General features: G+C 66.0%; 19 protein-coding genes. 10 read left to right on the plus strand and 9 right to left on the minus strand.

Annotation, left to right across the window (positions count from 1 at the left end; all coding sequences use genetic code 11):
* Positions 1–159 precede the first annotated feature (159 nt).
* Entirely contained in the window at positions 160–3342 is a 3183-nt protein-coding gene (locus KK488_RS07655) for an efflux RND transporter permease subunit (RefSeq protein WP_214622559.1), read from the plus strand.
* Between the two features lie 12 nt (positions 3343–3354).
* Positions 3355–4788, plus strand: coding sequence for an efflux transporter outer membrane subunit (locus KK488_RS07660; protein ID WP_214622560.1), 1434 nt, complete (start codon positions 3355–3357; stop codon positions 4786–4788).
* Here KK488_RS07660 and KK488_RS07665 read toward each other — a convergent pair whose 3' ends face one another.
* The 6 genes from KK488_RS07665 to KK488_RS07690 form a co-directional block, all read right to left on the minus strand.
* Positions 4789–6987, minus strand: a complete 2199-nt coding sequence (locus KK488_RS07665; protein WP_250890165.1) for a TonB-dependent receptor — start codon at positions 6985–6987, stop codon at positions 4789–4791.
* A 104-nt stretch (positions 6988–7091) separates the two neighbouring features.
* Positions 7092–8369 (minus strand): hypothetical protein, encoded by a 1278-nt coding sequence (locus KK488_RS07670; protein ID WP_214622561.1) that lies wholly within the window; start codon positions 8367–8369, stop codon positions 7092–7094.
* A 119-nt stretch (positions 8370–8488) separates the two neighbouring features.
* The gene (locus tag KK488_RS07675) at positions 8489–9622 is read right to left on the minus strand and encodes an alpha-hydroxy acid oxidase (protein ID WP_349356861.1); all 1134 of its coding nucleotides are present in this window, start codon (positions 9620–9622) and stop codon (positions 8489–8491) included.
* The gene (locus KK488_RS07680) at positions 9619–10299 is read right to left on the minus strand and encodes a Fe2+-dependent dioxygenase (RefSeq protein WP_214622563.1); all 681 of its coding nucleotides are present in this window, start codon (positions 10297–10299) and stop codon (positions 9619–9621) included. The genes KK488_RS07675 and KK488_RS07680 overlap by 4 nt, the downstream gene beginning before the upstream one ends.
* Positions 10300–10364: 65 nt before the next feature.
* The gene (locus tag KK488_RS07685) at positions 10365–12671 is read right to left on the minus strand and encodes a TonB-dependent receptor (protein ID WP_432653840.1); all 2307 of its coding nucleotides are present in this window, start codon (positions 12669–12671) and stop codon (positions 10365–10367) included.
* 271 nt (positions 12672–12942) lie between these two features.
* On the minus strand, positions 12943–13809 hold the full coding sequence (locus tag KK488_RS07690; protein WP_214622565.1) for an energy transducer TonB: 867 nt from the start codon (positions 13807–13809) through the stop codon (positions 12943–12945).
* Positions 13810–14092: 283 nt separating this feature from the next.
* Here KK488_RS07690 and KK488_RS07695 point away from each other — a divergent pair, with 283 nt between their 5' ends.
* The 6 genes from KK488_RS07695 to KK488_RS07720 all read left to right on the plus strand — a co-directional run bounded on the left by KK488_RS07695 (position 14093) and on the right by KK488_RS07720 (position 19529).
* Positions 14093–14716 (plus strand): PepSY-associated TM helix domain-containing protein, encoded by a 624-nt coding sequence (locus tag KK488_RS07695; RefSeq protein ID WP_349356863.1) that lies wholly within the window; start codon positions 14093–14095, stop codon positions 14714–14716.
* A 17-nt stretch (positions 14717–14733) separates the two neighbouring features.
* Entirely contained in the window at positions 14734–15207 is a 474-nt protein-coding gene (locus KK488_RS07700; RefSeq protein WP_214622567.1) for a DUF2271 domain-containing protein, read from the plus strand.
* Positions 15208–15218: 11 nt separating this feature from the next.
* On the plus strand, positions 15219–16124 hold the full coding sequence (locus KK488_RS07705) for a DUF4198 domain-containing protein (protein ID WP_214622568.1): 906 nt from the start codon (positions 15219–15221) through the stop codon (positions 16122–16124).
* A gap of 5 nt (positions 16125–16129) precedes the next feature.
* Positions 16130–17125, plus strand: coding sequence for an FAD:protein FMN transferase (locus KK488_RS07710; protein WP_250890166.1), 996 nt, complete (start codon positions 16130–16132; stop codon positions 17123–17125).
* Positions 17126–17283: 158 nt separating this feature from the next.
* On the plus strand, positions 17284–19026 hold the full coding sequence (locus tag KK488_RS21660; RefSeq protein WP_214622569.1) for a MoaF N-terminal domain-containing protein: 1743 nt from the start codon (positions 17284–17286) through the stop codon (positions 19024–19026).
* A gap of 5 nt (positions 19027–19031) precedes the next feature.
* Entirely contained in the window at positions 19032–19529 is a 498-nt protein-coding gene (locus tag KK488_RS07720) for a hypothetical protein (RefSeq protein ID WP_214622570.1), read from the plus strand.
* 9 nt (positions 19530–19538) lie between these two features.
* Here the strand turns inward: KK488_RS07720 and KK488_RS07725 are convergent, their stop codons facing one another.
* Complete coding sequence (locus tag KK488_RS07725) at positions 19539–20042, minus strand: nuclear transport factor 2 family protein (RefSeq protein WP_214622571.1); 504 nt, start codon at positions 20040–20042, stop codon at positions 19539–19541.
* A gap of 72 nt (positions 20043–20114) precedes the next feature.
* On the opposite strand from KK488_RS07725, the gene KK488_RS07730 reads away from it, so the two are divergent.
* Positions 20115–20615, plus strand: a complete 501-nt coding sequence (locus tag KK488_RS07730; RefSeq protein ID WP_214622572.1) for a hypothetical protein — start codon at positions 20115–20117, stop codon at positions 20613–20615.
* 15 nt (positions 20616–20630) lie between these two features.
* Here the strand turns inward: KK488_RS07730 and KK488_RS07735 are convergent, their stop codons facing one another.
* Entirely contained in the window at positions 20631–22607 is a 1977-nt protein-coding gene (locus tag KK488_RS07735) for an AsmA family protein (protein ID WP_214622573.1), read from the minus strand.
* A gap of 333 nt (positions 22608–22940) precedes the next feature.
* On the opposite strand from KK488_RS07735, the gene KK488_RS07740 reads away from it, so the two are divergent.
* On the plus strand, positions 22941–24377 hold the full coding sequence (locus tag KK488_RS07740; protein WP_214622574.1) for an MFS transporter: 1437 nt from the start codon (positions 22941–22943) through the stop codon (positions 24375–24377).
* 127 nt (positions 24378–24504) lie between these two features.
* Here KK488_RS07740 and yghU read toward each other — a convergent pair whose 3' ends face one another.
* Entirely contained in the window at positions 24505–25395 is an 891-nt protein-coding gene (gene yghU, locus KK488_RS07745) for a glutathione-dependent disulfide-bond oxidoreductase (RefSeq protein ID WP_214622575.1), read from the minus strand.
* Positions 25396–25496 lie beyond the last annotated feature (101 nt).

Consider the following 25496-nt stretch of genomic DNA (forward strand, 5'->3'; position numbering starts at 1 on the left):
CAAACACCAAGCCCCTCCTCTTCAGAGGAGGGACGGGGGTGGTGGCGATGCGCAGCAGCGCTCGCGAAGCGACAAGCCCCCAGCGCCTAACACCACCCCAACCCCTCCTCTGAAGAGGAGGGGCTTAGAGAAATTCACCCAGGTTTCCGGAGGAACATCATGCGCCTCTCCCGCTTCTTCATCGACCGGCCGATCTTCGCCGCCGTCATCGCGATTATCATCACGATCATCGGCGCGATCGCCTATTTCTTCCTGCCCGTCTCGCAATATCCCGAGGTCGTGCCCCCGACCGTGACCGTCACGGCCAACTATCCCGGCGCCTCCGCCGAGACGGTGGCCGAGACGGTCGCGACGCCGATCGAACAGGAGATCAACGGCGTCGAGAACATGCTCTATCTCTCGTCGCAATCGACGGGCGACGGCAACGTCACCATCACCGTCACCTTCAAGCAGGGCACGGATCTCGACAAGGCGCAGGTGCTGGTCCAGAACCGCGTCGCCATCGCCGAGCCGCGTCTGCCGCAGGAAGTGCAGCGCCTGGGCGTCGTCACCAAGAAGACCTCGCCCGACTTCCTGCTCGTGGTGAACCTGATCTCGCCGGACAACAGCCTCGACCGGGCCTATATGTCCAACTACGCCCAGACCCGCATCAAGGACCGTCTCTCGCGCCTCGAAGGCGTGGGTGACGTCCAGCTCTTCGGTTCGCGTGATCTCTCCATGCGGGTGTGGATCGATCCCCGCCGTGCGGCATCCCTTGGCCTCACGGCGGGGGACATCGTGGGCGCGCTGCGCTCGCAGAACGTCCAGGTCGCGGCCGGTACGCTCGGTCAGCCGCCGTCCGGCAATTCGGCCTTCCAGCTCAATGTCGAGACGCAGGGCCGCTTCACCGATCCTCAGCAGTTCGCCAATGTCGTCATCCGCACGGACACGGATGGCCGCCAGGTCCGTGTGGGCGACGTCGCTCGCGTCGAGATCGGTGCCGAGGATTATGGCACGTCCGCCTATCTCGGCAACAAGGACAGTGTGATCATCCCGATCTTCCAGATGCCGGGATCGAACGCGCTCGCTGCCGCCGAGGGCATCAAGGCCGAGATGGAGAGCCTGTCGAAGGATTTCCCCAAGGGCCTCGAATATCGCATCGTCTATAACCCCACCGAGTTCATCCAGAAGTCGATCGACGAGGTCGTCAAGACGCTGGTCGAGGCGGTGTTCCTCGTCGTGCTGGTGATCATCGTCTTCCTGCAGAAATGGCGGGCGGCAATCATCCCCGTGCTGGCGATTCCCGTGTCGCTGATCGGCACCTTCGCGGTGCTGGCGGGGCTCGGCTACTCGATCAACAACCTGTCGCTGTTCGGCCTGGTGCTGGCGATCGGCATCGTGGTCGACGACGCGATCGTCGTCGTCGAGAATGTCGAGCGCAATCTCGAGCATGGCATGAGCCCGCTCGAGGCCGCCCGCACGTCCATGGACGAGGTCGGCGCGGCGCTCATCGCCATCGTGCTGGTGCTCTGCGCCGTGTTCGTGCCGACGCTGTTCATTGGCGGCATGTCGGGCGCCTTCTACCAGCAGTTCGCGATCACCATCTCGGCCGCCACGATCATCTCGCTCGTGCTGTCGCTGACGCTCTCGCCGGCTATGTCGGCACTGCTGCTGCGCCATCACCATGCCCCGCCGGAAGGCGCGCCGCGCTGGCGCATCCTGCTGGAGCGGGCCGGCGACGCCTTCAATCGCGGCTTCGCCCGGTTCAGCTCCAGCTATGCCAATCTGACCGCGCGGCTGATCCGTCAGCCGAAGAAGATGATGGCCGCCTATGCCGGCTTCATCGCCCTTGCCGTCGCCTCGCTGCTCTATACCCCGACCGGCTTCATCCCGGCGCAGGATCAGGGCTATTTCTTCACCATCATCCAGCTCCCCGCGGGTTCCTCCACGGCGCGCACGGACGCGGTGATGAAGAAGGTGGCGGCGCGCATGCTGCCGATCCCCGGCATCAGCAATACCGTCATGCTCTCGGGCTTCGACGGTGCCTCGGAGACGCGCAACGCCAGCTCCTCGGCCGCCTACTGGGTGCTTGACGACTTCGACAAGCGCGCCGCCAAGGGCCAGAGCATCGATGCGCTGATGGAAAAAGCCCGTGAGGCGACCGCCGACATCAGCGAGGCGCGCCTGCTGATCGTCAAGCCGCCGCTCATCCGCGGCATCGGCTCGGCGGGCGGCTATCGCATGATGGTGCAGGATCGTGACGGTCGGGGCTACAAGGCCCTGGAGCAAGCGGCCTACAGCATCATCGGCCCGGCCAACCAGACCCCTGGCCTGTCCTTCGTCTATACCTTCTTCGACACCAACACGCCGCGCATCTTCGCCGACATCGATCGTGCCAAGGCCGAGATGCTGGGTGTACCGCCGGAGCGCGTGTTCGAGACGCTGCAGGTCTATCTGGGCTCCTCGTTCGTCAACGACTTCAACCTGCTCGGCCGCACCTATCGCGTCACCGCACAGGCGGACGAGCAATATCGCCGCACGCCTGCCGACATCGCCAACCTGCAGACGCGCTCGGATTACGGTCAGATGGTGCCGATCGGCTCGGTCGCGACCTTCCGCGACACGACCGGACCCTATCGCGTCCAACGCTACAATCTGGCACCGGCCGTGGCGATCGACGGCGACACGGCGCCCGGCTTCAGCTCGGGCCAGTCGCTCGCCAAGATGGAAGCGCTGGCCAATGCCAACCTGCCCCATGGCTTCACCCATGAATGGACCGGCATCGCCTATCAGCAAACGACTGCCGGCAATACCGCGGGACTGGTCTTTGGTCTCGCCGTGCTGCTTGTCTTCCTGGTGCTCGCTGCCCAGTATGAGAGCCTGGTCATGCCGCTGGCGATCATCCTGATCGTGCCGATGTCGGTGCTGGCGGCGATGATCGGTGTCAATCTGCGCGGAATGGACAACAATGTCCTGACGCAGATCGGCATTATCGTGCTCGTCGCGCTCGCCGCCAAGAACGCGATCCTGATCGTCGAGTTCGCGCGGCAGGGCGAGGACCAGCATGGCTACACGCCGATCGAGGCGGCCGTCCACGCGGCGGAGCAGCGGCTGCGGCCGATCCTGATGACCAGCTTCGCCTTCATCCTGGGATCGGTGCCGCTGGTGCTGGCCTCGGGTGCGGGCGCGGAGCTCCGCCAGGCGCTCGGCACCGCCGTTTTCTTCGGCATGCTCGGCGTCACCGCCTTCGGTCTCATCTTCACGCCCACCTTCTATGTCGTCAGCCGTGCGCTCGGCGACCGGATCGCCCGCCTGCGCGGACGCTTCGGTCCCGCCCAGCCCGCGCTGTCGCCCGCTGAATAAGGAGGTCATGTCATGACACTCTCGACCAAGCTTGCCCGCTTCGCACTGCCCATGGTTTCCGCGCTGGCGCTTTCAGCGTGCGCGGTGGGGCCGGATTACGTCGCCCCAACGCCTCCCTCGGCGTCCTCCGGCCCCTTCATCTCCGGCCCGCTCAAGTCCGGCGATGCGCCTGTCTTCGCGCAGGCTCCCGTCGCCGACGGATGGTGGCGGCTCTATCAGGATCCGGTCCTCGATCAGCTCATCACCGATGCGCTGGCCGCCAACACCGACATCCGTGTCGCCGTCGCCCATCTGGAGAAGGCCCGCGCCAACCTGCGCGGTGCCCGCTCGGACCGGCTGCCGCAGACCGGCCTCAACGCCAGCGGCGACTACGGCCGTCTGCCCGCGAGCCAGCGCCAGCCCGGCGCCCCGCGCGAGGACTGGGCGATCGATGGCGGGCTCAGCGTCTCCTATGAGGTCGACCTGTTCGGCCGGGTGAGCCGCAATGTCGAGGCGGCGCGCGGCGATGCCGATGCGGCGGCGGCAGACGCCGACGCCGTGCGCGTCGCCGTCGTCGCGGACACGACGCGCGCTTATGCCGATGCGGCCTCGGGTGCGGCGCGGCTCAATGTCGCGAAGGACATTGTCGGCCTGCTTGATCGGCTGCTCGACCTGACCAAGCGCCGCCAGTTGGCCGGGCTGGTGACCTTGCTCGACGTTGCCCGCATCGCGACGCTGCGCGATCAGCGTGCCGCCGACATTCCCCGGATCGAGGCCGACCGTCAGGCGGCCCTGTTCCGCCTCGCCACGCTCACCGGCCGCGCGCCAGCCGACCTGCCGGAGATCGCCGGCAAGCGCAGTGTCAATCTGGAGATCGGCCAGCCCATCCCGATCGGCGACGGCGCCGGCCTGCTTGCGCGCCGGCCGGACGTGCGCGCTGCCGAACGGCGGCTGGCGGCGGATACGGCGCGGATCGGCGTCGCCACTGCCGATCTCTATCCGAAGATCTCGCTCGGTGGATCGGTCGGCTCGACCGGCAACGACATCGGCAACATCTTCGGTGCAGGCCCGCTGCGCTGGCTGCTCGGCGGGCTGATCTCGTGGAACTTCCCCAATCAGGAAGCCGCCCGCGCCCGGATCGCCGGGGCGAAGGCCGACAGCCAGGCGTCGCTCGCCGCCTTCGATGGTACGGTGCTCAACGCACTGGAAGAGACCGAGACGGCGCTCACCCGCTACGCCCATGCGCTTGAGAGCCGCACGATACTCAAGTCCGCGCGGGATTCCGCCGAGGCCGCCGCGAAGATCACCCGCGCGCAGCAGCGCGAGGGCGCGATCGACTCGCTGCAGCAGCTCGACACGGAGCGCACCTTCGCCGAGGCCGAGGCTGCGCTGGCGCTGCAGGACGCGCTCGTGGCACAGGCGCAGATCGACGTGTTCCGTGCACTGGGTGGCGGCTGGACGACCTGATCAATACCGCGCGCGGATCGAAATATCGACCGAGCGCGGGCGGCCCAGGATCCATTGCTCGTCGCTATAGGTACCGAGCGCATAATCCTTGTCGAACAGATTATAGATCCGCACATCGAGGCCGATATTGGGCGTGACCGCATAGGTCACGCTCAGGTCGACCACCGTATAGGCCGGCACCCGGAACCGGTTGGCATTGTCCGAGAAGCGCCGCCCGACATAGCGCAGGTCCGCCCGCGCCTGAAAGCGATCGGCGGCGCTCCAGCGCAATTCGACATTGGCCGCCTCTTCCGGCACCCCCGGAGGCGTGTTGCCGTCATTGCCGCTGAAGGAATCGAACCGGGCATCGAGCAACGTCCCGTTTGCCTCCAGGCCGAAGCCGCCGGGCAGCGCCAGCGACAGGCTCGCCTCGATCCCGCGGGAGGAGCGCTCGCCGACCTGCTCGATCGCACCGTTGGTGCGCGTCTGGGTGAAGAGGTTGTGCTTGGCGATGCGATAGGCGGCGATCGCGGCCGATCCATGCCCGTCGAGGAACACGGCCTTGGCGCCCATTTCGATCTGGTTGCCGGTGGCATTGGTGAGCTGGAACTGCGTCGCGCTGGCCGAATAAGTGGTGAGCGTGCCGAGCGGATCGACGGCGGTCGCATATTGGCCGTAGAGCGAGATAGAGGGGGTCGGCTGATAGACCGCGCCCACCCGCCAGGTGGCGTGGTCGAGCGACTTGTAGGCGTCTTGGCCGCCATTCAGCGCCGGCGCCTCGCCGGTGATCTGGGTGCCGGCTCCGTTATAGACATAATTCCAGCGGCCGACCTTGTTATGCTCGTAGCGCAGGCCACCGACGAGCGAGAACTGCTCTGTGACGGCGAGCCGGTCCTCGACATAGAGCGCGTAAGTGTCGGTCGTGGTGTGATAGCGCGGCGCGATGCCCTGCGTATCGAGGAACAGGCCGGGATTGAAGCTCTTCGGATTGACCTCGTCCTCCTGATAGTCCGATCCGAAGTCGTGCGAATAGACGAGGTTGACGCGGCTGACGTCGAAGCCGAGCAGCAGATCGTTCTTGCCGTGGCCGCCGATCGGCGCGCTGATCTTGATGCTGCCCTGGTCGCCATATTGCTTCTGGTCGTGGACGATGCCGAAATTGTCGGCGCGATAGATGTTGCCGGGCGTGCCATAGCCGATCCCGTTGGGGCAATCGCCGTCCGCCCCGATCCAGCAATAGGTTTCCAGGTTGCGCCACTTGCGCTTGCTGGTCAGATAATAAGCGGAATTGGCGATGGTGATCGCGTCCGAAACCGCCCAGTTGAGCGTCAGCGCGAGGCGATTGTCGCGCCAGTGCATGACCGCATCGGCGACGTTGTAATTGCGCTCGCGGATCGAGGTGTCGAGCGTCGAGTGGATCAGCGGGGTGCCGAAATATTTGGTCGGGTGCAGATCGCCATAGTCGTCGCGCAGGGTGAGGCTGACGTCATCATGAGGCTGGAAGCGTAGCGCGCCGGACAGCGCCAGAGTCTCGGAGTCGCCGCGATCGACATAGCCGTCCGAGCGGCGATAGCTGGCGTCGGCGCGGAAGGAGAGCATCTCGCCGAGCGGGCCGGCGGCGCCAGCCGCGACATGCCAGCTGTTCTGTGATCCATAGCCTGCCTCGCCCTGCGCCTCGAGCCGCTGCGTGTTGGGCTGCCTGGGGATGATGTTGACCGCGCCGCCGAGCGCGCCCTGGCCGTAGAGCACGGAAGCTGGGCCGCTCAGCACTTCGATCCGCTCGACATTCCATGGGTCGGATGGGAAGGTGATGGTATCGGCGACCGGGAACAGCCGCAGTCCATCATAGAGCTGGAGCACAGATCCCTGCCCGGAGAAACCACGCATGGCGAGCGCCGATCCGCCGTTGCCGGGATTGCCGGCATTGGTGACGCCCGGTGCGCGCGTGACGGCGTCCATGATCGAAAAATCGCCCCGCGCCCGCAGCGCGTCGCCATCCATCACGTTGACGGTGGCCGGTGTCTCCAGCGGCGTGAGGCCGAGGCGGCTGCCGGTCGTCGCGCCTGTGGTCAGTGAGGTCTCATATTTGCCGATGACGATGATGGCATTGCTGGCATCCGTGCCCTGCGCGTCCTGCGCCTGAGCCATAGCCGGCTGGGCCAACGCCATGGCCAGTGCCGATGCGCCCGCAAGGCGCAATGCCCCCCTCCCTGAAATCATGCCGCACTCCTCTCCAATCCATTTTATGGTTTGGAGAGGCGCTCCGCGAAACGGGCGGACGTGCCAAGTTACGAACGGTTCCCTGTAACGTTGCAGATGCTGGCTCAGGGGGCCGGGACCGCGTCCCACATGCCGTCGATCGATCGGGCGCTGGCGGCGATCAGCGTGCCGCGCAGATTCTCGCTGCCGACTCCCTCGACGGCGTACAGCGCCTCGAAATAGCCGTCCTTGCCCGCGGCGGAGAGCTTGTCGAGCAGGTCCGGCGTGGTCAATATGTCGGCCGCCTGGAGAACGGCGGGGTCGCGCGTGCCGGCCAGGATCAGGATGCGCGAGCCGTTCGGCCCGGGCAGCATCGCGATATAGGCATAGTTGCGCCGCGTCGCCTGACCGTCCTGTGGCGGGTCGGAGACATAGACCTTGCCGGTCTTCCCGTCGATGATCTCATCATAGCTGCCCGCGAAGCTGAAGCGCGAGCCGGCGAACACCGGTTGCTCGAGCGTGCCGAGGCCGCTCAGCAGGCCGATATAGACGATGTCGCTGTTCTTGAGCATCGGCGTCGTCAGCGCCGAGGAGGGCACCAGCGGGGTAAAGCGCCGCGCGGCGAGGCTCGGCGTGAGCACGGGGACGATGGACTTGAGCGCATAGGCGGTGCTGACGGGCAGATAATAGAGATTGAGGTCGACATAGCGATCGCGCAGCTCGGGGCGGTACATCAGCATCTGGTAGAGGTCTTCGCGCGAGTTGACGGCGAAATCGCGCACCAGCCGCTTGGGCTCCGCGCCGGGGGAGTCGCGCTCTCCCATGATGTAATAATCGCCGGTGACGATGGTCAGCGGCTTGCTGCTGGCGAGCAGTGGCGCCCATGTCCTGGTCTCGCGGACGGCCTGCAGAGCGTCCACCGGGCGGGCGAAATGCATGACGGCAAAGGCCAGCAGGCATCCCGCGAGCAAGCCGGCGAGCAGGAAGGCCCAGCGCTCGCGCAACCGGCTGCCGGTCGGGCGCAAGGTCTGCGGCCGATCGAATGCCGAGCCCGGGGGCGACGGTGCCGCGTCGGCCTGCGTGACCAGCCGGAAACGATATTCTCCCTTGGGGAGCGCCAGCCGGTCGGGCTCGTCGCGGCCAGGGCCGGCATAGAAATCCTCCAGCTTCTTGCGCAGGCGATGCGCATAGACCCGCACCGATGCGTCGATGACCACATCGCTGCCCGTCCGGCCGAATATGTCGGCGGCGATCTCGATCTCCTTGGGCGCCTCGCCCCGGAGCGTCCGCTCCAGGATATAGTCGAACAGCTTGCCGAGTCGATCCGAGCGGCCCAGGCCGGACGACGCGCGGATATGCCTGGCCGCCTCCGCCAGCCGCTCCTGATCGAGACTCTCCGTCACATCGTCCTTCCCGTCAGGCGCGGACAGGCGCGCTCCCCCAAATCCCCCCATATCGATAGGGCGTTCGATCCGCTTTGAACAGACGCTCTCTCCGGCCGGCTATTTGGGAAATGGCGGCCCTAACGCAGCGGTGTCAGCCGGTCGGGCGTGATGTCGGCCAGTGTCGTACAGCCGAGTTGTGCCATGGCGAGCTCCAGTTCGCTGCGCAGCATCAGGAGCGCGTGAGCGACGCCGGCCACGCCCGCGACGGCGAGGGCATGGACTTGGGGGCGGCCGAGCAGCACGGCGGTCGCGCCGAGCGCCAGCGCTTTCACGACATCGGTGCCGCGCCGGATGCCGCCGTCAACGAGAATGGGCATGCGCTCGCCGACGATCGCCGCGATCGCCGCGAGGCAGTCGATCGCGGCCGGCATGCCGTCCAGCACGCGGCCGCCATGGTTCGAGACGATGAGGCCGTCGGCGCCATGCTCGATGGCGAGGCGGGCGTCATCGGGCGCCATCACGCCTTTGACGAGCAGCGGCAGGCGGGTCTCGCCGCGCAACCAGGAGAGATCCTCCCAGCGCGGAGTGGTCTGTGCCAATGGCGTACCGAACAGGATCGGGCCGAGCACCTGGCTGGTATGAGCCGGGCGCGCGATGCCGCGCAGGTTCACGGCCTCGACGCCGGGCGGCAGGGCGAAGGCGGTCCGCTTGATCGAAGCATCCACGGTCAGCACGACTGCCTCATAGCCCGCTGCCTCGGCCCGGCGAACGAGCGTGAGCGTGTCGGCGCGGCCTTCCTGCATGTAGAGCTGGAACCAGAGAGCCGCGGGCGGCGCGCCCAGACCCGGCGCGGCGGCGGCGCGCGCGGCGGCGGTCTCCTCCAGGGTCACGCTGGCAAGCGTGCTGAGGATCATGCCGCATCCCATCGCCGTGGCGGCGCGGATGGTGGCAAGCTCACCGTCGGGATGGGCGATGCGCTGATAGGCGACTGGCGCGAGCAGGATCGGCGCGGCATGACGCTGGCCGAACAGGTCGAGCTGCGTCGTGGCGTTGCGCAGGTCCGGGAGGATTCGTGGGAGCAGGCCGATCCTGTCGAAGGCGATGCGGTTCTGCGCGACGGTCAGCCCATCGCCGGTGCCGTCCTGCAGATAGGTCCAACTTGCGGGCGGCATGAGGTCGGCGGCGAGCCGCTCGTAATCGGCGAGCGCTCGGATGCCGGGCGGGATCTGCTCGCGGGGTGGAGCCGCGCGCGCGGGAGACAGCTCGCTCACGTCTCGCACCATTGCCGCAGCAGATTGTGATAGACGTTGGTGAACGTATCGATCGAGCCATGCTCGGGATGGTCGGCGGTCAGCGCCTGGATCGCGCAGTCGAGATCGAACAGGGTGCGCCGCTGCCTGTCGGAGCGGACCAGGCTCTGCGTCCAGAAAAAGGCGGCGAGCCGCATGCCGCGCGTCACCGGCGTCACTCGGTGCAGGCTGCTGCCGGGATAGACGACCATGTCGCCCGCCTTGAGCTTGACGCTGTGGGTGCCGAACAGATCCTCGATGATCAGCTCGCCGCCGTCATAGCTGTCCGGATCGCTCAGGAACAGGGTACTGGAAATATCAGTGCGCACCCGCAGCGGCGTACCGGGGATCGGGAAGATCGCGTTGTCGACATGGTCGCCATAGGTACCGCCGCCCTGGTAGCGATTGAAGCGGGGCGGCAGGATCCGCAACGGCAGCGCGGCGGCGATGAACAGAGGCGTGCGCGAGAGCTTGTCGAGAATGAGGTCGCCGAGCCTCTTCGCCACAGGATGATCGAGCGGCAACTGCTCGTTCGCCTTGACCCGCGCGGCGATATGGCCAGCCGTTGCGCGGCCGTCCTGCCATTCGGCGTCATCGAGCAGGTCGCGTGCCTCCCGCACTTCATCTGCGGAGAATAGTCCTGGAATCTCGACGAGCATTCAGCGCCTCACAGGAAAAGGCAGCGGACGATCCCCGCTGCCTTTTCGATTAGCCAGCTTTTCGCTCAGAAGCGATAGTTGACAGTCAGCACGCCCGAGCGCGCGTCGCCGGGCGTCGCCCAGCCATTGTTGCGGATGCGGGTATAATAAGTCTTGTCGAAGATGTTCTTCACATTGGCCTGCACCGAGAGGGCACGGGTGATGTCGTAGGACAGATAGGCGTTATGGACCCAGTAGGCGTTCGAATAGACGGCGCCCGTCGCCGCCGTCGAGAAGGCGAACTTGCCCTGATAGGTCGCGCCGTAGCCGATTGTGAGGCCGAAGGGCAGGGCATAGGTCGTGAAGAGGCTGCCGGCATGCTTGGGCGTGTTCGCGAGAAAGGCGCCGGCCAGCGGGTCGGGGTTGGCGACGGTATTGGTGCAGCTGCCCTGACCCGGATGGTTCAGGCAGTAGTTTGACACCGACTGAAGCAGCTTGCCGTCCAGATAAGTATAGTTGGCAGTGACCGACCACACCGGGGAGATCTTGCCGACCGCGCCCAGCGCGATGCCGTCGACGCGCGAATGACCGTCGAGCTGCGGGGCGGGAACGAGCGGATCGCCGGAGTCGACGCGGTAGCTGTCGCGCTCGTTGCGGAAGGCTGAGGCGGTCAGCAGCAGGCCGCCGTTGAACAGTTCGGCCTTGGCGCCGATCTCGTAATTCTTGGCGCCCTCGGGCTTGACGTTGCAGGTGCCGGCCGCGCCGATCGAGCAGGAGCCGTTGACGTTGGACTGCGAGGGCGTCTTCGAATTGCCATAGGCGACATAGAGCGACACGGCTTCGATCGGCTTGTAGACGAGGCCGACGCGATAGGTGACGAAGTCGACATTGCTGTTGGTGGGGACGCCTCTGCCGACCGGGCCCTGCGGCGTGGTCAGCGTCGCGGCGGCGCCGGCCGGATCGCTGCGGCCCCAGCTGTCATTCTTTTCCCAGCGCACGCCGCCGTTCAGCTCGATCTTGCCGAGCTTCATCGCGTCGAACAGGTAGAGCGCATAATCGCTGACCTCGCCCTGCTGTCCGGCACCCTGAATCAGGTTGATAGGGCCGGTATAGACGTTGCTGCCATAGGTGAAGCCGGCAGGGCCGGGCACGACATCGTTCGGATTGGCGATGTTGACCAGTGGATAGGGGGAATAGACCAACGTGCGGTCGGCGTTGCGCAGTGCATTGCCGGTCGCCAGCGAGAACTTCTCCCACGACACTGATCCGCCGAAAACCGCCGTATGCTCGATCGGTCCGGTGTCGAAGGTGGCGCGCAGATCGAGCTGGTTGAACATCAGCTCATTCTGGGAATCGCGAAAATTGCCGCGCGGTCCCGAGATCAGATAATAGCCCTTGGGCACGGTCGCGGGGCAGGCGGCGCCGGCAGGGGTGAGGCCGTTCAGCAGGCAGAAGGTGCCCTGCGGCGGGCCAACGATGGTGAGCTGGTTGACCTGCTGCCAGCGGGCGAGATTGCGGATCGAGACGGTATCGCTGAACTCATGCTCGAAGATGCCGGTGACCTGGTTGACCCGGATCCGCTGCTTGTCGACATTGCGATAGCCGAAATAGTCGCTGCGATCGACACCGGGCACCTCGCCATCGTTGGTCGCCGTCTTGAAGTAGGGCACGCCATATTGCGGGATATTGTTGTCCGCCTGGTGGAAATACTGGATGGTCAGCTTGGTCGGCTCGTCGATGCCGATCGTGACGGCGGAGGCGATGCCCCACCGCTTGTTCTCCTCTACGTCGCGGCCGGGAATGCCGTTCTTGTGGCCCATCAGGTTCACGCGCCAGGCGATCAGGTCCGAGACGCGCAGATTGGCATCGATCGTGCCGCGGAAATAGTCCTTCGTGCCGACGCCGCCGGCAATGGCGACGCTCGTGTCGGCCTTGGGGCGCTTGGTGATGAGGTTGATCGAGCCGCCGACCGAACCCGCGCCGGTCGTCACCGAGTTGGCGCCGTTGGTGACCTCGAGCTGCTCGAGGTTGAAGGAGTCCGAGCGGCTGTATGCGGCACTGTCGCGCACGCCGTCCTGAGTGATGTCGCTGCCCGCCGCATAGCCGCGGAAATTGATCTGGTCGCTCGGCGGGGTGCCGCCTTCCGCCGCGCCGAAGGTGATGCCGGGGACGGTCGAGAGCATGTCGCGCAGGGTGAGAAGATTCTGCTGCTCGAGCACCTCGCTGGAAAGAATGGTCACGGTTTGGGGCGTGTCGCGCACCGGCCGGACCGCCTTGGGGCTTTCCTGCTTCTGCGGGGGCGGGACGTCGTCGTCGCTGTAGCGCACTTCCTCGCCGCCGAGCGTGGTCTGCTCATCATTGCCCTGCTGCTGCGCATGGGCAGCGGTGCTCATCAGAGCGCCGACGCAGGAGAGAGCGAGAAACGCCTGGGATTGGCGCGTGCGAAGTTTCGACATGGTTTTCCCCATTCAGGTTGATCTTGATGAAGGCCGATATTGCGAGTCATTATCGTCGTCAATGATTATTGCGAACCATTCGCAAATTGTCGCGCGTCGTTGAGCGAAGATGCATGTGCTGGGCCCGACAAACGTCGAGGGAGTCGTTTTTCGCGTGCAACATTCTGGAACATGGGGTTTTCTGCGAGCGTCTTGCAGCGTTCGTCGGTCAGGTGCGATCGTCCGGCGCCGGTCCGTCATCATCGTCGCCATGGCGATCGCCGCGTGGCCCATCATCACGATCGCCGCGCGGGCCGCGGCCGTGATGGCCGTCCGGACCGTCGCGTCCATCGGGACCGAAGCGTCCGCCCCGCCCATGCGGTCCGCCCTCGCGGATGAAGGGAATGCGCACAAGGCCGCGCACCATCACCGGATTGCCGTTGCGCACGAGCGGCGACCAGCGCCAGTCGCGCACCGCGTCCAGCGCGGCGCGGTCGAGGCGGGAGAAGCCGCTGCTGGTGGTGATCGAAATATCGCTGACCCGACCATCCGTACCGAGAAGAATCGAGAGGATGACGATGCCTTCCTCATGCGCGCGCCGGGATTCGAGGGGGACGCGGATCGGGCGCTTGAAGACGACCTGCGCGGACATGTCGCCCATATTCTCCGGTCCCTTGGCGATCACGGCAGGGGCGGGGGGCGGTGCTTTGGGCGTGAGTGGCGCCGGCTGCGGGACCGGCGGTGGCGCGGCGATCACCGGCGCCGTGTTCAATGCGACGACCGGCGCGGGGGCGACGATGGCCGGTTGCGGTGGGGGCATATCCTGCGCGGGGGGCGGCGGCGTCTCCTCGGCAGGCGGCGGATCGTCGGGCAGTTCCATCATCGTCACGACGGTCGTGTCGCGCCTGTCTTTCTTGACGAAGACGGGGCTTATGAACGCGAAGGCGGCGACGGCCGCGACGCCCATGCCGAGCGCGGCGATCGTCGCGACGGAATCGGCCCCGCGCGATCGGCGATAGGTCGAGCGCTCATAGGTAAGGGGGGCATCCGGCGTTCCCTCGTCGGTGTTGAAGGCCAGACCAAAATGCGCGTTCATCGTCCCACTCAAGCGAAACCACATGCAGTTGCGAGTCATTCGCATAATTGAAAGCGCGCCAACCGTCCACCCCTCCTGGTGAAATCGTTGCTACACTCTTGCGAATGCTTCTCAATATAGGCATTGGGTTGACAGAAGGACGATTCGAGCGGGCTGCGATTGGCGCAGGCTCGGCCAATCCGAGGATCGAATGGACGCCCGAACCTTGAGCGGTGCACTGCAGGATGGAAGCGAAGGCGCGGCACAGGCCCTGGAGGCCGTAGCCGCGCCAGGCCGGACTGCCGTGAAGGCGAAGCGCAGGCCTTCAGCCCGCGTCTTCTGGCTCAAGCAGCTTCACACCTGGCACTGGGTGAGCGCGGCCATCTCGCTGATCGGGATGATGCTGTTCGCGATCACCGGCATCACGCTCAATCACGCCGCCTCGATCGGCGCCGAGCCGAAGGTGACGCAGGGTGCGGGACAATTGGCCGCGCCGTTGATTGCCGAGTTGAAGAAGACGCCGGCGAGCGGAGCGCCAATCCCCAATGCCGTCGCCGACGAGGTGCAACACCTCGTCAAGCTGGATACCCATGGCAAGTCGGCCGAATGGTCCGAGGATGAAGTCTATGTCGCCCTGCCGGGGCCGGGCCGCGATGCGTGGGTCAGCGTCGATCGCGCAAGCGGCGCGGTCACCTCCGAGCTGACCGATCGCGGCTGGATCTCCTACCTCAACGACCTGCACAAGGGCCGCAATACCGGCAGCGCCTGGTTCTGGTTCATCGATGTGTTCGCTGTCGCCTGCATCCTGTTCACGATCACCGGCTTCTTCCTGCTCCAGCTTCACGCGCGGCACCGTCCCTCGACCTGGCCACTGGTCGGACTCGGGTTGCTCGTGCCCGCCCTTCTCGCCGTCCTGTTCATCCATTGAGAGGCCATATCGCTGCCATGAAGAAGACTTCCCTCCTCCTCGCCGGCCTCGCGGCCGCCCCGGCTTCGGCCGGGACGCTGACCATCACCATCCCGCAGCTCAAGGTCGCCGAATATCATCGGCCCTATGTCGCGGCCTGGATCGAGCCGGTCGGCGGCGGCGAGGCGCGCACCCTGCTCTCCTGGTACGACGTCAAGAAGACGGGCGCCGAGCCGGGCACCAAATGGCTGCACGATCTGCGGACCTGGTGGCGCAAGGGCGGTCGCAGCCTCAAGCAGCCGGCCGACGGGATCACCGGCGCGACGCGCGCACCCGGCACGCACAAGATAGCGCTGCCCACAAATCTCAAGCCCGGGCAATACACACTCTATGTCGAGGCGGCCCGCGAGCAGGGCGGCCGCGAGATCATCTCGCTCCCACTCAACGTTGCCGCCCCGAACGGGTCCGTCTCCGGCAAGACCGAGCTCGGCGTCGTCACTCTCTCTCGCTGAAAGGCCCCCTCATGCGTCTCAAGACATGTCTGATCGCCGCCGCGGCCCTGATCGCGGTCGCCACGCCGGGCCTCGCGCACCGCAACTGGCTGCTGCCCTCCGCGACCATCTTCTCCAGTACTCCGGAGACGGTGGCCGTCGATGCCGCTGAATCGACCGATCTCTTCTTCCCCGATCATCGCGCGCTCGGTGTCGAGCGGATCAAGGTTTGGGCGCCCGACGGCAGCGAAGGCAAGATCCAGAACGGCTCCAACGGCCGCGTCCGCTCGACCTTCGAGGTGCAGCTCGATAAGCCGGGCACATGGCGGATCGGCATGGTGCAGAACGGCATCGGCGGCACCTTCAAGGTCGATGGCGTCGAGTGGCGGCTGTTCAGCGGGCGCCGTCCTGGTGGAGCTGGCGGGCCTGGAGCGGGTGCCGGCCGCGGCCCCGGCGCTCCCGGTGGCCCGAGCGGCGCTGGTGGCGAGCCTCCGCGCTTCGTCAGCAGCATCGACGAGATTCCGGCCAACGCGACCGACATCCGGATCACCGAGACCTCGGGCAGCAACAACATCTATGTGACGGCCGGCGAGCCGACCGACACCGTGTTCACGCCGACCGGCAAGGGCCTCGAAATGGTGCCGGTGACGCACCTGACCGAGCTGGTGAAGGGCGAGCCTGCCAGGCTCAAATTCCTCGTCGACGGCAAGCCGGCGGCGGGCCTCAAGGTCAGTGTGCTGCCAGGGGGCAAGCGCTATCGCGACAGCGATGGCGCCATCGAGATCATGACTGGCGCCGACGGTGTCGCGACGATCGACTGGCCCGAGGCCGGCATGTTCTGGCTTAACACCAGCTTCGCCGACAACAAGGCGACGATGCCCAAGGCGACCGGGCGCCGTATGAGCTACACCGCCACGCTTGAGGTGATGGCCCCCTGAGCGCGATGCCGACGTCGTTTCCGGCGCGCATCCGCCTCGCGGTGCCGCCCGTGATTGATGGCCTGGCGTTGGCCGGGCTCGATGCGGCGGCGCGCGTCCATGATCTCGATGGCGAGACGATGGGCACCTTTTGGCGGGTGCGGCTCGCGGCGTCGACGGGCGCTGACCTCAGCGGGATCGGCATGACGATCCAGTCGCGGCTCGACGGGCTGACGTCGGAGATGAGCCACTGGGACCCGTCGTCGCTGCTTCGTGCCTTCGATCGATCCGGAGCGGGCGACTGGACGCCACTGACCCCCGATTTCGCTACGGTGATCGGGATGGGACTGGCGATTGCGGAGTGCACTGGCGGTGCCTTCGATCCGACGATAGGGCGGCTGACCGATCTCTATGGCCTCGGCCCAAACCCAAGCGATCGCGAACCGACACCGCAGGAGACAGAGTGCGCGCTCAGCTGTTCGGGTTGGCGCCTCCTTCGTTATGACAGGTGCGAACGGAGCATCCAGCAGCCCGGCGGGCTCTGGCTGGACCTGTCGGGCATCGCCAAGGGCTATGCGGTCGATGTCGTGGCCGATCTGCTCGCGGGCTGCGGCATCGGTCACTGCCTCGTCGAGATTGGCGGCGAGTGCGTGGGGCGGGGCATGCGGCCGGACGGCGATCCCTGGTGGGTGGATCTGGAGACGCCGCCGGACCTGCGCGCCCTCCCGATGCGCGTGGCGCTGCATCAGCTCGCGGTCGCAACTTCGGGCGATTACGTGCGCGGCGCGCACACGCTCGATCCGCGCACGGGCCGCCGCGTGGCGAACGGCGTGGCCTCGGTCAGCGTGATCCATGCGCGCGCGATGGAGGCCGATGCCTGGGCGAGCGCGCTCACCGTGCTCGGGCGCGAGGAGGGTGCCGCTCTGGCGGTGCGCGAGGGTCTCGCGGTGCGCATGCTCTCGCGCGACGGCGTGATGACGCGCGAGTGGATCAGCCCGGCGCTCGCGGCGATGCTGGGCTGATCTTTCACCCCGCCCTTTCAAAGGAGGGGGCAAAAACTGCGATTCCTATCGGCACTAAATATTGCCATCCCCCACGGTCGACCTTGTCGACACCCGCTTCGCCCCGCATTGTCGCGCCAAAGGGCGACTCGCATCGCCCGCATAACGGGGAGGACGGCGTGCCGGCAAAGCCAGATCCGCAGACGCCGATGTATCGCGTCGCCTATACCAGGCTCAGCGATGTGCAGATCGGCGCGGCGCTCGCCAAGGTGGCGAAGGCGGGCCCCGCCTGTGCCTCGCCGCTGTCGGGCGATCTCGCTGGCAAATCGATCCGGATCGTGACCGATAAGGGGCCGACGCTCGACTATAAATTCGCCAGCGACAGGCAGCTCGGCGTCTCCGAGGATGGCGGCAATGCAGTGAGCGCGGGATATGGATTGCTGTTGCAGGACCATATCAGCCTGATCGCGCATCTGATCCCCGGCACGATGCGCGGCTATGCGAGCGTGATCGACAATCGCTCGGGGATCGCGACGCTCTTCGAGCTCTGGTTCGGCGGCTATGCCGACAAGCGCGAGGTCTCGCGTGAAATCTATGGCGGCTATGTTGCCGTCGCCGGCAAGCCCGAGCCGCAGCGCCGCCACAAGGCCAGCAACCGCGCCGAGGGCAAGGGCTTCTACTGGAAGCAGGACACGGGCTTCGAAAGTCTCGAATATTATCCAAGCGCCGCTTACTCGCATTTCGTGGAGCTGACCCATAGCGGCAACGAGATGGGCTATTGCGCGCCGAGCGACTATCTCCGGATCGACGACGACTATTATATCTACACCCGGGTCGAGTGCGAATTTTCGGGCACGCTCACCCTCTATGTGATGGACCTCAACCGGCAACAGCAGATCGGCCTGCGCCTCGGCTTCGACCGGCTCGATGCGCTCGATTATTATCTGTTCCGCGGCAAGGGCGAGTGGCTGGGGCAGATCGCGCAGTTCGAGAAGTTCGGCGACACAGCGGGCAACGTCATCCCGCCGCCCGACAATGCCAAGAAGGGTGAGCGCCGCGTCTATCGCCCGCTTCAGACCATGCCCAGGATGAGCAGGGCCGAGGTAGACAAGGCCGTCGCCGAGCATCGCCGCGTGTTCGCGTCGCGCACCGGCGCGGGCAGCGGCGCCTCCGGCATGGCGACCAACGGCGTGCCGCCGGTCGAGGCGCTCGCCTGCCGCGAATTCACGCTGCGCTACGACGATGGCCCGGCCATCGATTACAGGGTCAAGGATGCCGAGACTTTGAGCTGGCGGATGGCGGGCGGCGCCTGGACCGAGGCGCGCTATCAGGCATGGGAATCCATGCCGGGCGTCATCCTGTTCGGCCATTTGCTCGACGGCATGCCGAACCATGACGGGCATATGATCGTCGCGGATTTCGATGCGGGTCTCGCCACCTGTTTCAATGGGACGCTGAAAGGCCCCTATTTCGCCAACGAGGCTTGCGCGCGGACCCTGTTCGGCGTGGTCGTGGGGCAGGGCGTGCCTGCGCCCGGCACGCTGCGCCACCAGCGCACGCGCGAGATGCTCGGTCGCGCGCTGACCTGGAACTATGCGCCGGGGCTTACCTCGATGCACCTCTACTCGACTCCGCAGACTGTCTCGTGGATCATCTTCACGGACAGCGGCGCGGGCGGCATGGCGTGGAGCGGTCCCGGCGACTTCGTGAAGATCCGCGACGGGCTGTATTTCTGTTACTGGCTGGAGGATGCCTGCAACGGCACGCTCGGGACGATCCTCATCAACATGCGCACCATGCACGATGCCGGCATCGGCTATCATTGCGGCATGGAAGGGCTCAGCATGAGCCAGATCGGCGCGCACGGACGCCATGCCGGGAAGTATGACGTGACGCGCTTTTTCGCCGGGAGGGAAGGGTGAGCGGGATGGAGAATGACGGCATCGCGACGCGGCGGTCCTTCCTTAAAAGCGGAGCGATCCTTGCCGCCCCGCTGGGCTTGGCTGTGCCGGGCGCTGCGCTGGCAGCGGATGACCGTGCAATGCGGCTTGCAAGGCTGGAAGACGAGGCGGCGATCCGCGCGCTGCATCGCGACTGGCTGGTGCGGGTGAACGGGCGTAGCGTGACGGCGGATCTGTGCGTGAGTGCGCGTGCCGCGGCCTGCCTCGGCGATGAGATCTGCGGCATCATCCAGGATGAGGATGGGGTCGTCGAGATCACGGCGAACGGCGAGCGGGCTTCCGGGTATTATCCCTGCCGGATCGAGACCGAAAGCCGGATGGCAGCGGAGAACACGTTCGCACAAATGGCGCTGGCACAGGGCGGCGGCGTCACGCGGACGAGCGAGCCACGCCTCCTCAGCGTGGAGTATGCGAAGATTGCCGATCGCTGGGTGATCGCGACGGTCGAAGCAGGCACCGCCTGACGGAAGAGCCTATTTCTTCCCCATCATGTTGGGATCGAACTTCAGCATCTCCGTACTCTTGAGCGCCGGATCCCAATGCTCGGCGATCAGGCCGTCCTCGATGCGGTAGAAATCGAACCAGGTCGTCAGATAGGCCGCGCCCTTGTCATCCTTCATCGGCCGCTCGCTGACCACTACGACATAGTCGCGCTCAGCGATGATGTTGAGGATCGGCAGCGTGATGGTCGGCGTGATCGGCCGGGTCGGGCGCGAGCCGCGCAGGAAGGCGGCAAGCGCGTCGCGGCCCGAGGCGACGTTGGGGTTATGCTGGAGATATTCGGGGGTGAAGAACTGTGCGACCATCTCTGCATGCCCACCCTGCACGATGGCGCGGTACATATCGTAGACCAGCTTCTTGTTGGCGGCGAGCTTCGGGTCGGGACTGGCGATCAGCGCGGCTTGCCCCTCCGCCGTCGCGATCACCTGCGCGCCCGCGCCCGATGCGGCGAGCACCGCCGCCGTAATTGCCGTCATGATGCTTCTCATGTCGCTTCCTCTCCTGCTCCAACCGGCTCAACATCCTAGCGGGATCCGACGAAATCTCCCATGATGGCGGCGAACGACAAGGAGGATGTCATGGAAGTGCGCACCAGCCGCGGCATGTCGACGGTCGAGATCTTCCCGTTCCTGCTGATTCCCGTGCTGATCTACAATCTGCTCGCGCTCTTCTCCGCGCCGCCGCTGGCGGGGGCGACCGAGCCGACCCTGTTCGCCACGCTGCGCGGCGAGGCCTTCTCGCTCCAGATGCTCTCGGGATCGAGCCTGTCGCTGAGCTGGGGCGACATGTTGCTGCTGCTCGCGATCGTCTTCCTGCTCGTCGAGATCGTGAAGGCACCGCGGACTGCCTCGCCCTCGATCATCAATCACATGCTCTCGATGGGCGTCTTCATCTTCTGCCTCGTCGAGTTCCTGATGCTGCGCAGCTTCGCCAGCGCGACCTTCTTCCTGATGACGATGATGGTGCTGCTCGATGCCATGGCGGGCATGGCGGTGACGATCATCTCGGCGCGGCGGGATTTCGATGTGAGTGGCGGCTCGAGTTCCTGATTCTGCCGTGCCTTCCTAGCGCGACGCCAGCCTCTGCCCCTCATCCCGCTCCCGCTGCGCGCTTTCCGGCGCGCCGCGCAGGATCGGGCCGCAGGCGGGGGCCTGGGCCGCGCCCGGATCGACGAAGCCGAAGATCGCACCGAGGCTAGGCAGGGGCAGCCCGAACAGGCGGGATTCGCCGAACCAGGAGACCGGCGCGCGCTCCAGAACCGGATCGCTGAACGTGCCGCCGATCCGCACCGGATGGGGTCGCGCGAAGAAGGTCATCGCCTTGCCGTCTGCGCTGAGCCGGAGGTCGAGGCGCTCGTCGCGCAGATCGAGCTCGCCGCTGCCGGTGAGGACATGGCCCTGGGTGTCGATGAGGATCGGATCGGCGGTTGCCAGTCCCTCGCGCACCGTGAAGGCGATGAGGCCGCAACGGATGCCGGTCGGCTGCTCCTCGCTCTCGCCATCGCTGAACATGGCGTCGCTGACATTGGCCATGTCGAGCGAGGAAGCGCTCGCCGGCGCCATGCGCGCCATGCCGCCCGGGATGATCAACGCCATGCGCCCGTTCGCATTGCCGATCACTTCGCGCAGCGTGTCGCCTTGCCCGGTGAGCTGGATGCGACCCTTGACCATCGCCGTGGTGCCGGCGGGCGCAATGCCCCAGTCGGCCAGCAATCGGCCCATCGGCGTCGGTGACAGGCGAATGTCGCCGCGCACAAGCGCCGGCTTGCGGCGCGTATCGATGAAGATGTCGCTCGATACGAAGCCGCCGCCCAGATCGACGCTGGCCGGGGAAACCTGCAGGCGACCATCGACCAGTGCGAGCGTCATGCTCAGGTGAGCGGGGGCATGGGGCGCAGCGTGAACGGCGTCGGCGCGGTAGGCGACGACCGCGTCGAAGCGGCGCAGGGCTTCCGATGAGAGATGGGCATCGGGCAGCAGACGCGGAACGAAGCGCAGGCCTTCCTCGTCGTCCAGCGTGGCGACGGACGCATTCTCGATGCCGAAAAGCTGCCGCGCATCGTCCAGATTCAGCGTGCGCGAGGCGAGTTCGGCGAAAATGCGCGGGCGCTCATGGCGCTGATCGAGCGTCAGCTTCCCGGTCAGGTCGGTGCTGCCGATGCGCCCCGCAACATGACTGAAGTGCCATGCGCCGGGTGCTGCGCTCATTGCCGCCTTGATCTCATAATCGGGCATGGCGGGCAGGGTGATGCCGCCCAGCGCTGCAAGCTGCGCGAAGTCCGCGCCGCGCGCGCTCACGTCGAGGTCGTTCGCGTTCAGTTTGAACGGCGTCTCCGCCTCGCCCCGGACAGCAAGCGCGTACGCGTCGGTGTGGGCACGAATGTCGAATTTGGTCGGCGCTCCCTCCGCTGACCGGGTCGTGCCGGTCAGCGCGAAGTGCCGCTCGCCGATGCGTCCCTCGCCGCGCAGGTCGATGATGCCGCGACCGCCCTGCTCCAGCGTCAGCTGTGCTTCGGCACCGCGCAGATTGTCGCGGAAATGGATGGCGACATGATCGGCATCGATTCGCCGGATCGCGGTGGCGTCGAACAGGGTGCCGGGTCTTCCGATGTCCCAATTGATCCGGTTGGCATGTTTCGAGCGCTCCAGATCGATGGTGCCGTCGGCGATCGCGAGCATGCGCAGGCCGGGCTGGCCGACCAGGAGATCGAACGTGGCGAGACGCGCCGAGACTGTTCCGGCGTCGAGGAAATTGTCCGCGAGCGCCCATTTGGGATTGGCGATGCGCACCTGTTCGCCGGTGAAGGTCACTGAAAAAGGCGTCACGAGGATACGCAATGCGCCGCCGACGGTGACTGCGCGTCCGAGCGCTGCGGTGGCGTGGCGCTCGACGATGCCCTTGAGCGGCGTCGCCGCGCCGAAGGCGAGTGCGGCCCAGCCGGCGAGGGGAAGCGTGATCGCGGCCCATAGCCAGGGCCGCCGCCGTTTGACGAGCATGGGCAAAGGAGCAGGCGCTGTCGCCTGTACGATCGGCTCCGTCATCACCGTTCCGGAAAAGCGACCGAGCCACCGGGGAGACCGGTCCGGAAATCGGTCATATGCATGCTGGTCATGCGGTGCTTGTAGCGCAGACTGGCTGAATGGTCGCTGACAATGGCGTTAGTGTCTTTTACAAACCGCGCTGACTGATTGCGCTCCCTGCCGGCCATGCTATCATGAGAGCCGGTTAGGTTAGAAGTGAACTGATAGGCCGTCGTAGGGCTTTGCGGCGGCCTCTTTCTTGTCCGAGAGACTGGATTCCCGCGTTCGCGGGAATAACGGGCGGAGAAAGCGGTCTCATCGCAACCCTTTTGTGCCCTGACAAGTTTAGGCCCCATGGCGGGCAAACCGGATATCGTCACGACCAGCGTTCCGGCGCGGCTCGATCGTCTTCCGTGGGGCGGGTTCCACTGGCTGGTGGTGATCGCGCTCGGCATCACCTGGATTCTCGATGGGCTGGAAGTGACGCTGGCCGGGTCGGTTGCCGGGGCATTGCGCGAAAGCCCAATGTTGCGCTTCACCGCCTCCGACGTGGGGCTCGCCAACAGCGCCTATCTCGGCGGCGCGGTCGTCGGGGCGCTCTTCTTCGGCTGGCTGACCGACCGGCTGGGGCGCAAGAAGCTCTTCAGCATCACCGTCCTCATCTATCTCACGGCGACCGCCGCCACCGCCTTCTCCTGGGATCTGATGAGCTTCGTGCTGTTCCGCTTCCTCACCGGCGCCGGGATCGGCGGCGAATATAGCGCGATCAACTCGGCCATTCAGGAACTGATCCCCGCGCGGCGGCGCGGCTGGACCGATCTCGTGATCAACGGCAGCTTCTGGATCGGCGCGGCGCTGGCGGGCGGGCTGTCGATCGTCCTGCTCGATCCGCGCATCATCGATCCCGAGCATGGCTGGCGGCTGGCCTTTTTCGGCGGCGCCGCGATCGGCCTCGCGATCCTCTTCCTGCGCCGATACATACCCGAGAGCCCGCGCTGGCTGATCATCCATGGACATCCGGACAAGGCGGAGGCGATCGTGGCGGGGATCGAGGCGCGATTCACACGCGCCGGGCACAGCCTGCCGCCGCCCGAGCATGAGGCGCGCCTGCGCAGCCGCACGCATACGCGGCTGGGCGAGGTGTTCGCGGCCCTCTTCCGGCTCTATCCGCGCCGCACGATGCTCGGCCTCATTCTGATGATCGCGCAGGCTTTCTTCTACAATGCAATCTTCTTCACCTATGCGATGATGCTGACCGACTTTTACCGCGTCCCGTCGGATCGCACCGGCTATTATGTTCTGCCGTTCGCGCTCGGCAATGTGCTGGGGCCGCTGCTGCTCGGGCGCCTGTTCGACACGGTCGGGCGGCGGGCGATGATCGTGCTGACCTATGCGGCCTCGGGCATCCTGCTGGCGATCAGCGGTTTGCTCTTCCAGCAGGGCCTGCTCGACGCGACAAGTCAGACCCTGTGCTGGAGCGTGACCTTCTTCTTCGCTTCGGCCGCGGCCTCATCGGCCTATCTGACCGTGGCCGAGAGCTTCCCGATCGAGGTGCGGGCCCTCGCCATCGCGATCTTCTATGCGCTGGGCACGGGGATCGGCGGCGTGCTGGCGCCGTTCGCGTTCAGCCTGCTGATCGAGAGCGGCTCGCGCGATCAGGTGTTGCTGGGCTATCTGTTCGCGGCCGCGTTGATGGGCCTCGCGGCGTTGGCGGCGGCTTTGCTCGGTATCGCGAGCGAGCGACAGCCACTGGAGAGCGTCGCACGGCCCTTGTCGTGGGAGGAGGAATGAAGCCCCTCCTCTTTAGAGGAGGGGTTGGGGTGGTGCTGGACGTTGCATCGGAGAACTCGCTTCGCGAACGATGCTGACGCATCGCCACCACCCCCTGCCCCTCCTCTAAAGAGGAGGGGTGATATCGTCAGGCCGGCGCCTTGGCTGCTTCTTCTGCCGCTTTCAGCGCCGCGTCGATGTCCGCCGCGCTGTGGCGCTCGGCGATGCCGCCGGGGCCGCCGCTGTTGACGATCCTGCCGCGCTTCACGGCCGGACGGGCGTTCATCTGATCGACCCAGCGATCGACATTCTTATACTCCTGCGTCTGCAGGAATTCCGCGCCGTTATAGGCATTGCGCATGATGTTGCCGTACCATGGGAAGATGGCGAAATCGGCGACGGTGATCTCGTCGCCTATGATGAATTCCTTGTCCGCCAATTGCCGGTCGAGCACGTCGAGCTGGCGTTTGGTCTCCATCGCGTAGCGATCGATCGCATATTGGATCTTCATCGGCGCATAGGCATAGAAATGGCCGAAGCCGCCGCCGACGAAGGGCGCCGAGCCCATCTGCCACATCAGCCAGTTGAAGGTCTCGGTGCGCTTGCGCAGGTCGGTCGGCAGGAAGGCGCCGAATTTCTCGCCGAGATAGACCAGCATCGATCCGCTCTCGAACAAGCGCAGCGGCGGGTTCTGGCTATAGTCCAGCATGGCCGGGATCTTGCTGTTCGGATTGATCGCGACGAAATCGCTGCCGAACTGATCACCCTTGCCGATGTTGATCATCCAGGCGTCATATTCGGCGTCATGGCCGGCGGCGAGCAGCTCCTCGAGCATGATCGTGACCTTCTGGCCATTGGGCGTGCCGAGCGAATAGAGCTGAAGGGGATGCTCGCCGCGCTTGAGCGCCACCTGCTCGCGCGCGCCGGCTGTGGGCGCGTTGATGCCGACGAAGGCGCCGCCATGGCCTTTGTCCCAGGTCCAGACCTTGGGTGGCTCGTATCCGACGGGAAGATTGTTGGCGGGATCGCTATCGGCCATGGCACTGCTCCTTGCAAAGACTCGGTTGTCCTTAGCAACCTAATCTAGCGCCTGCGTACGCGCTGGCTAGCAGGCATGCGCCATGGCGTTTCTACGGAGCG

Source organism: Sphingobium nicotianae (assembly GCF_018603885.1).
Taxonomy (GTDB): domain Bacteria; phylum Pseudomonadota; class Alphaproteobacteria; order Sphingomonadales; family Sphingomonadaceae; genus Sphingobium; species Sphingobium nicotianae.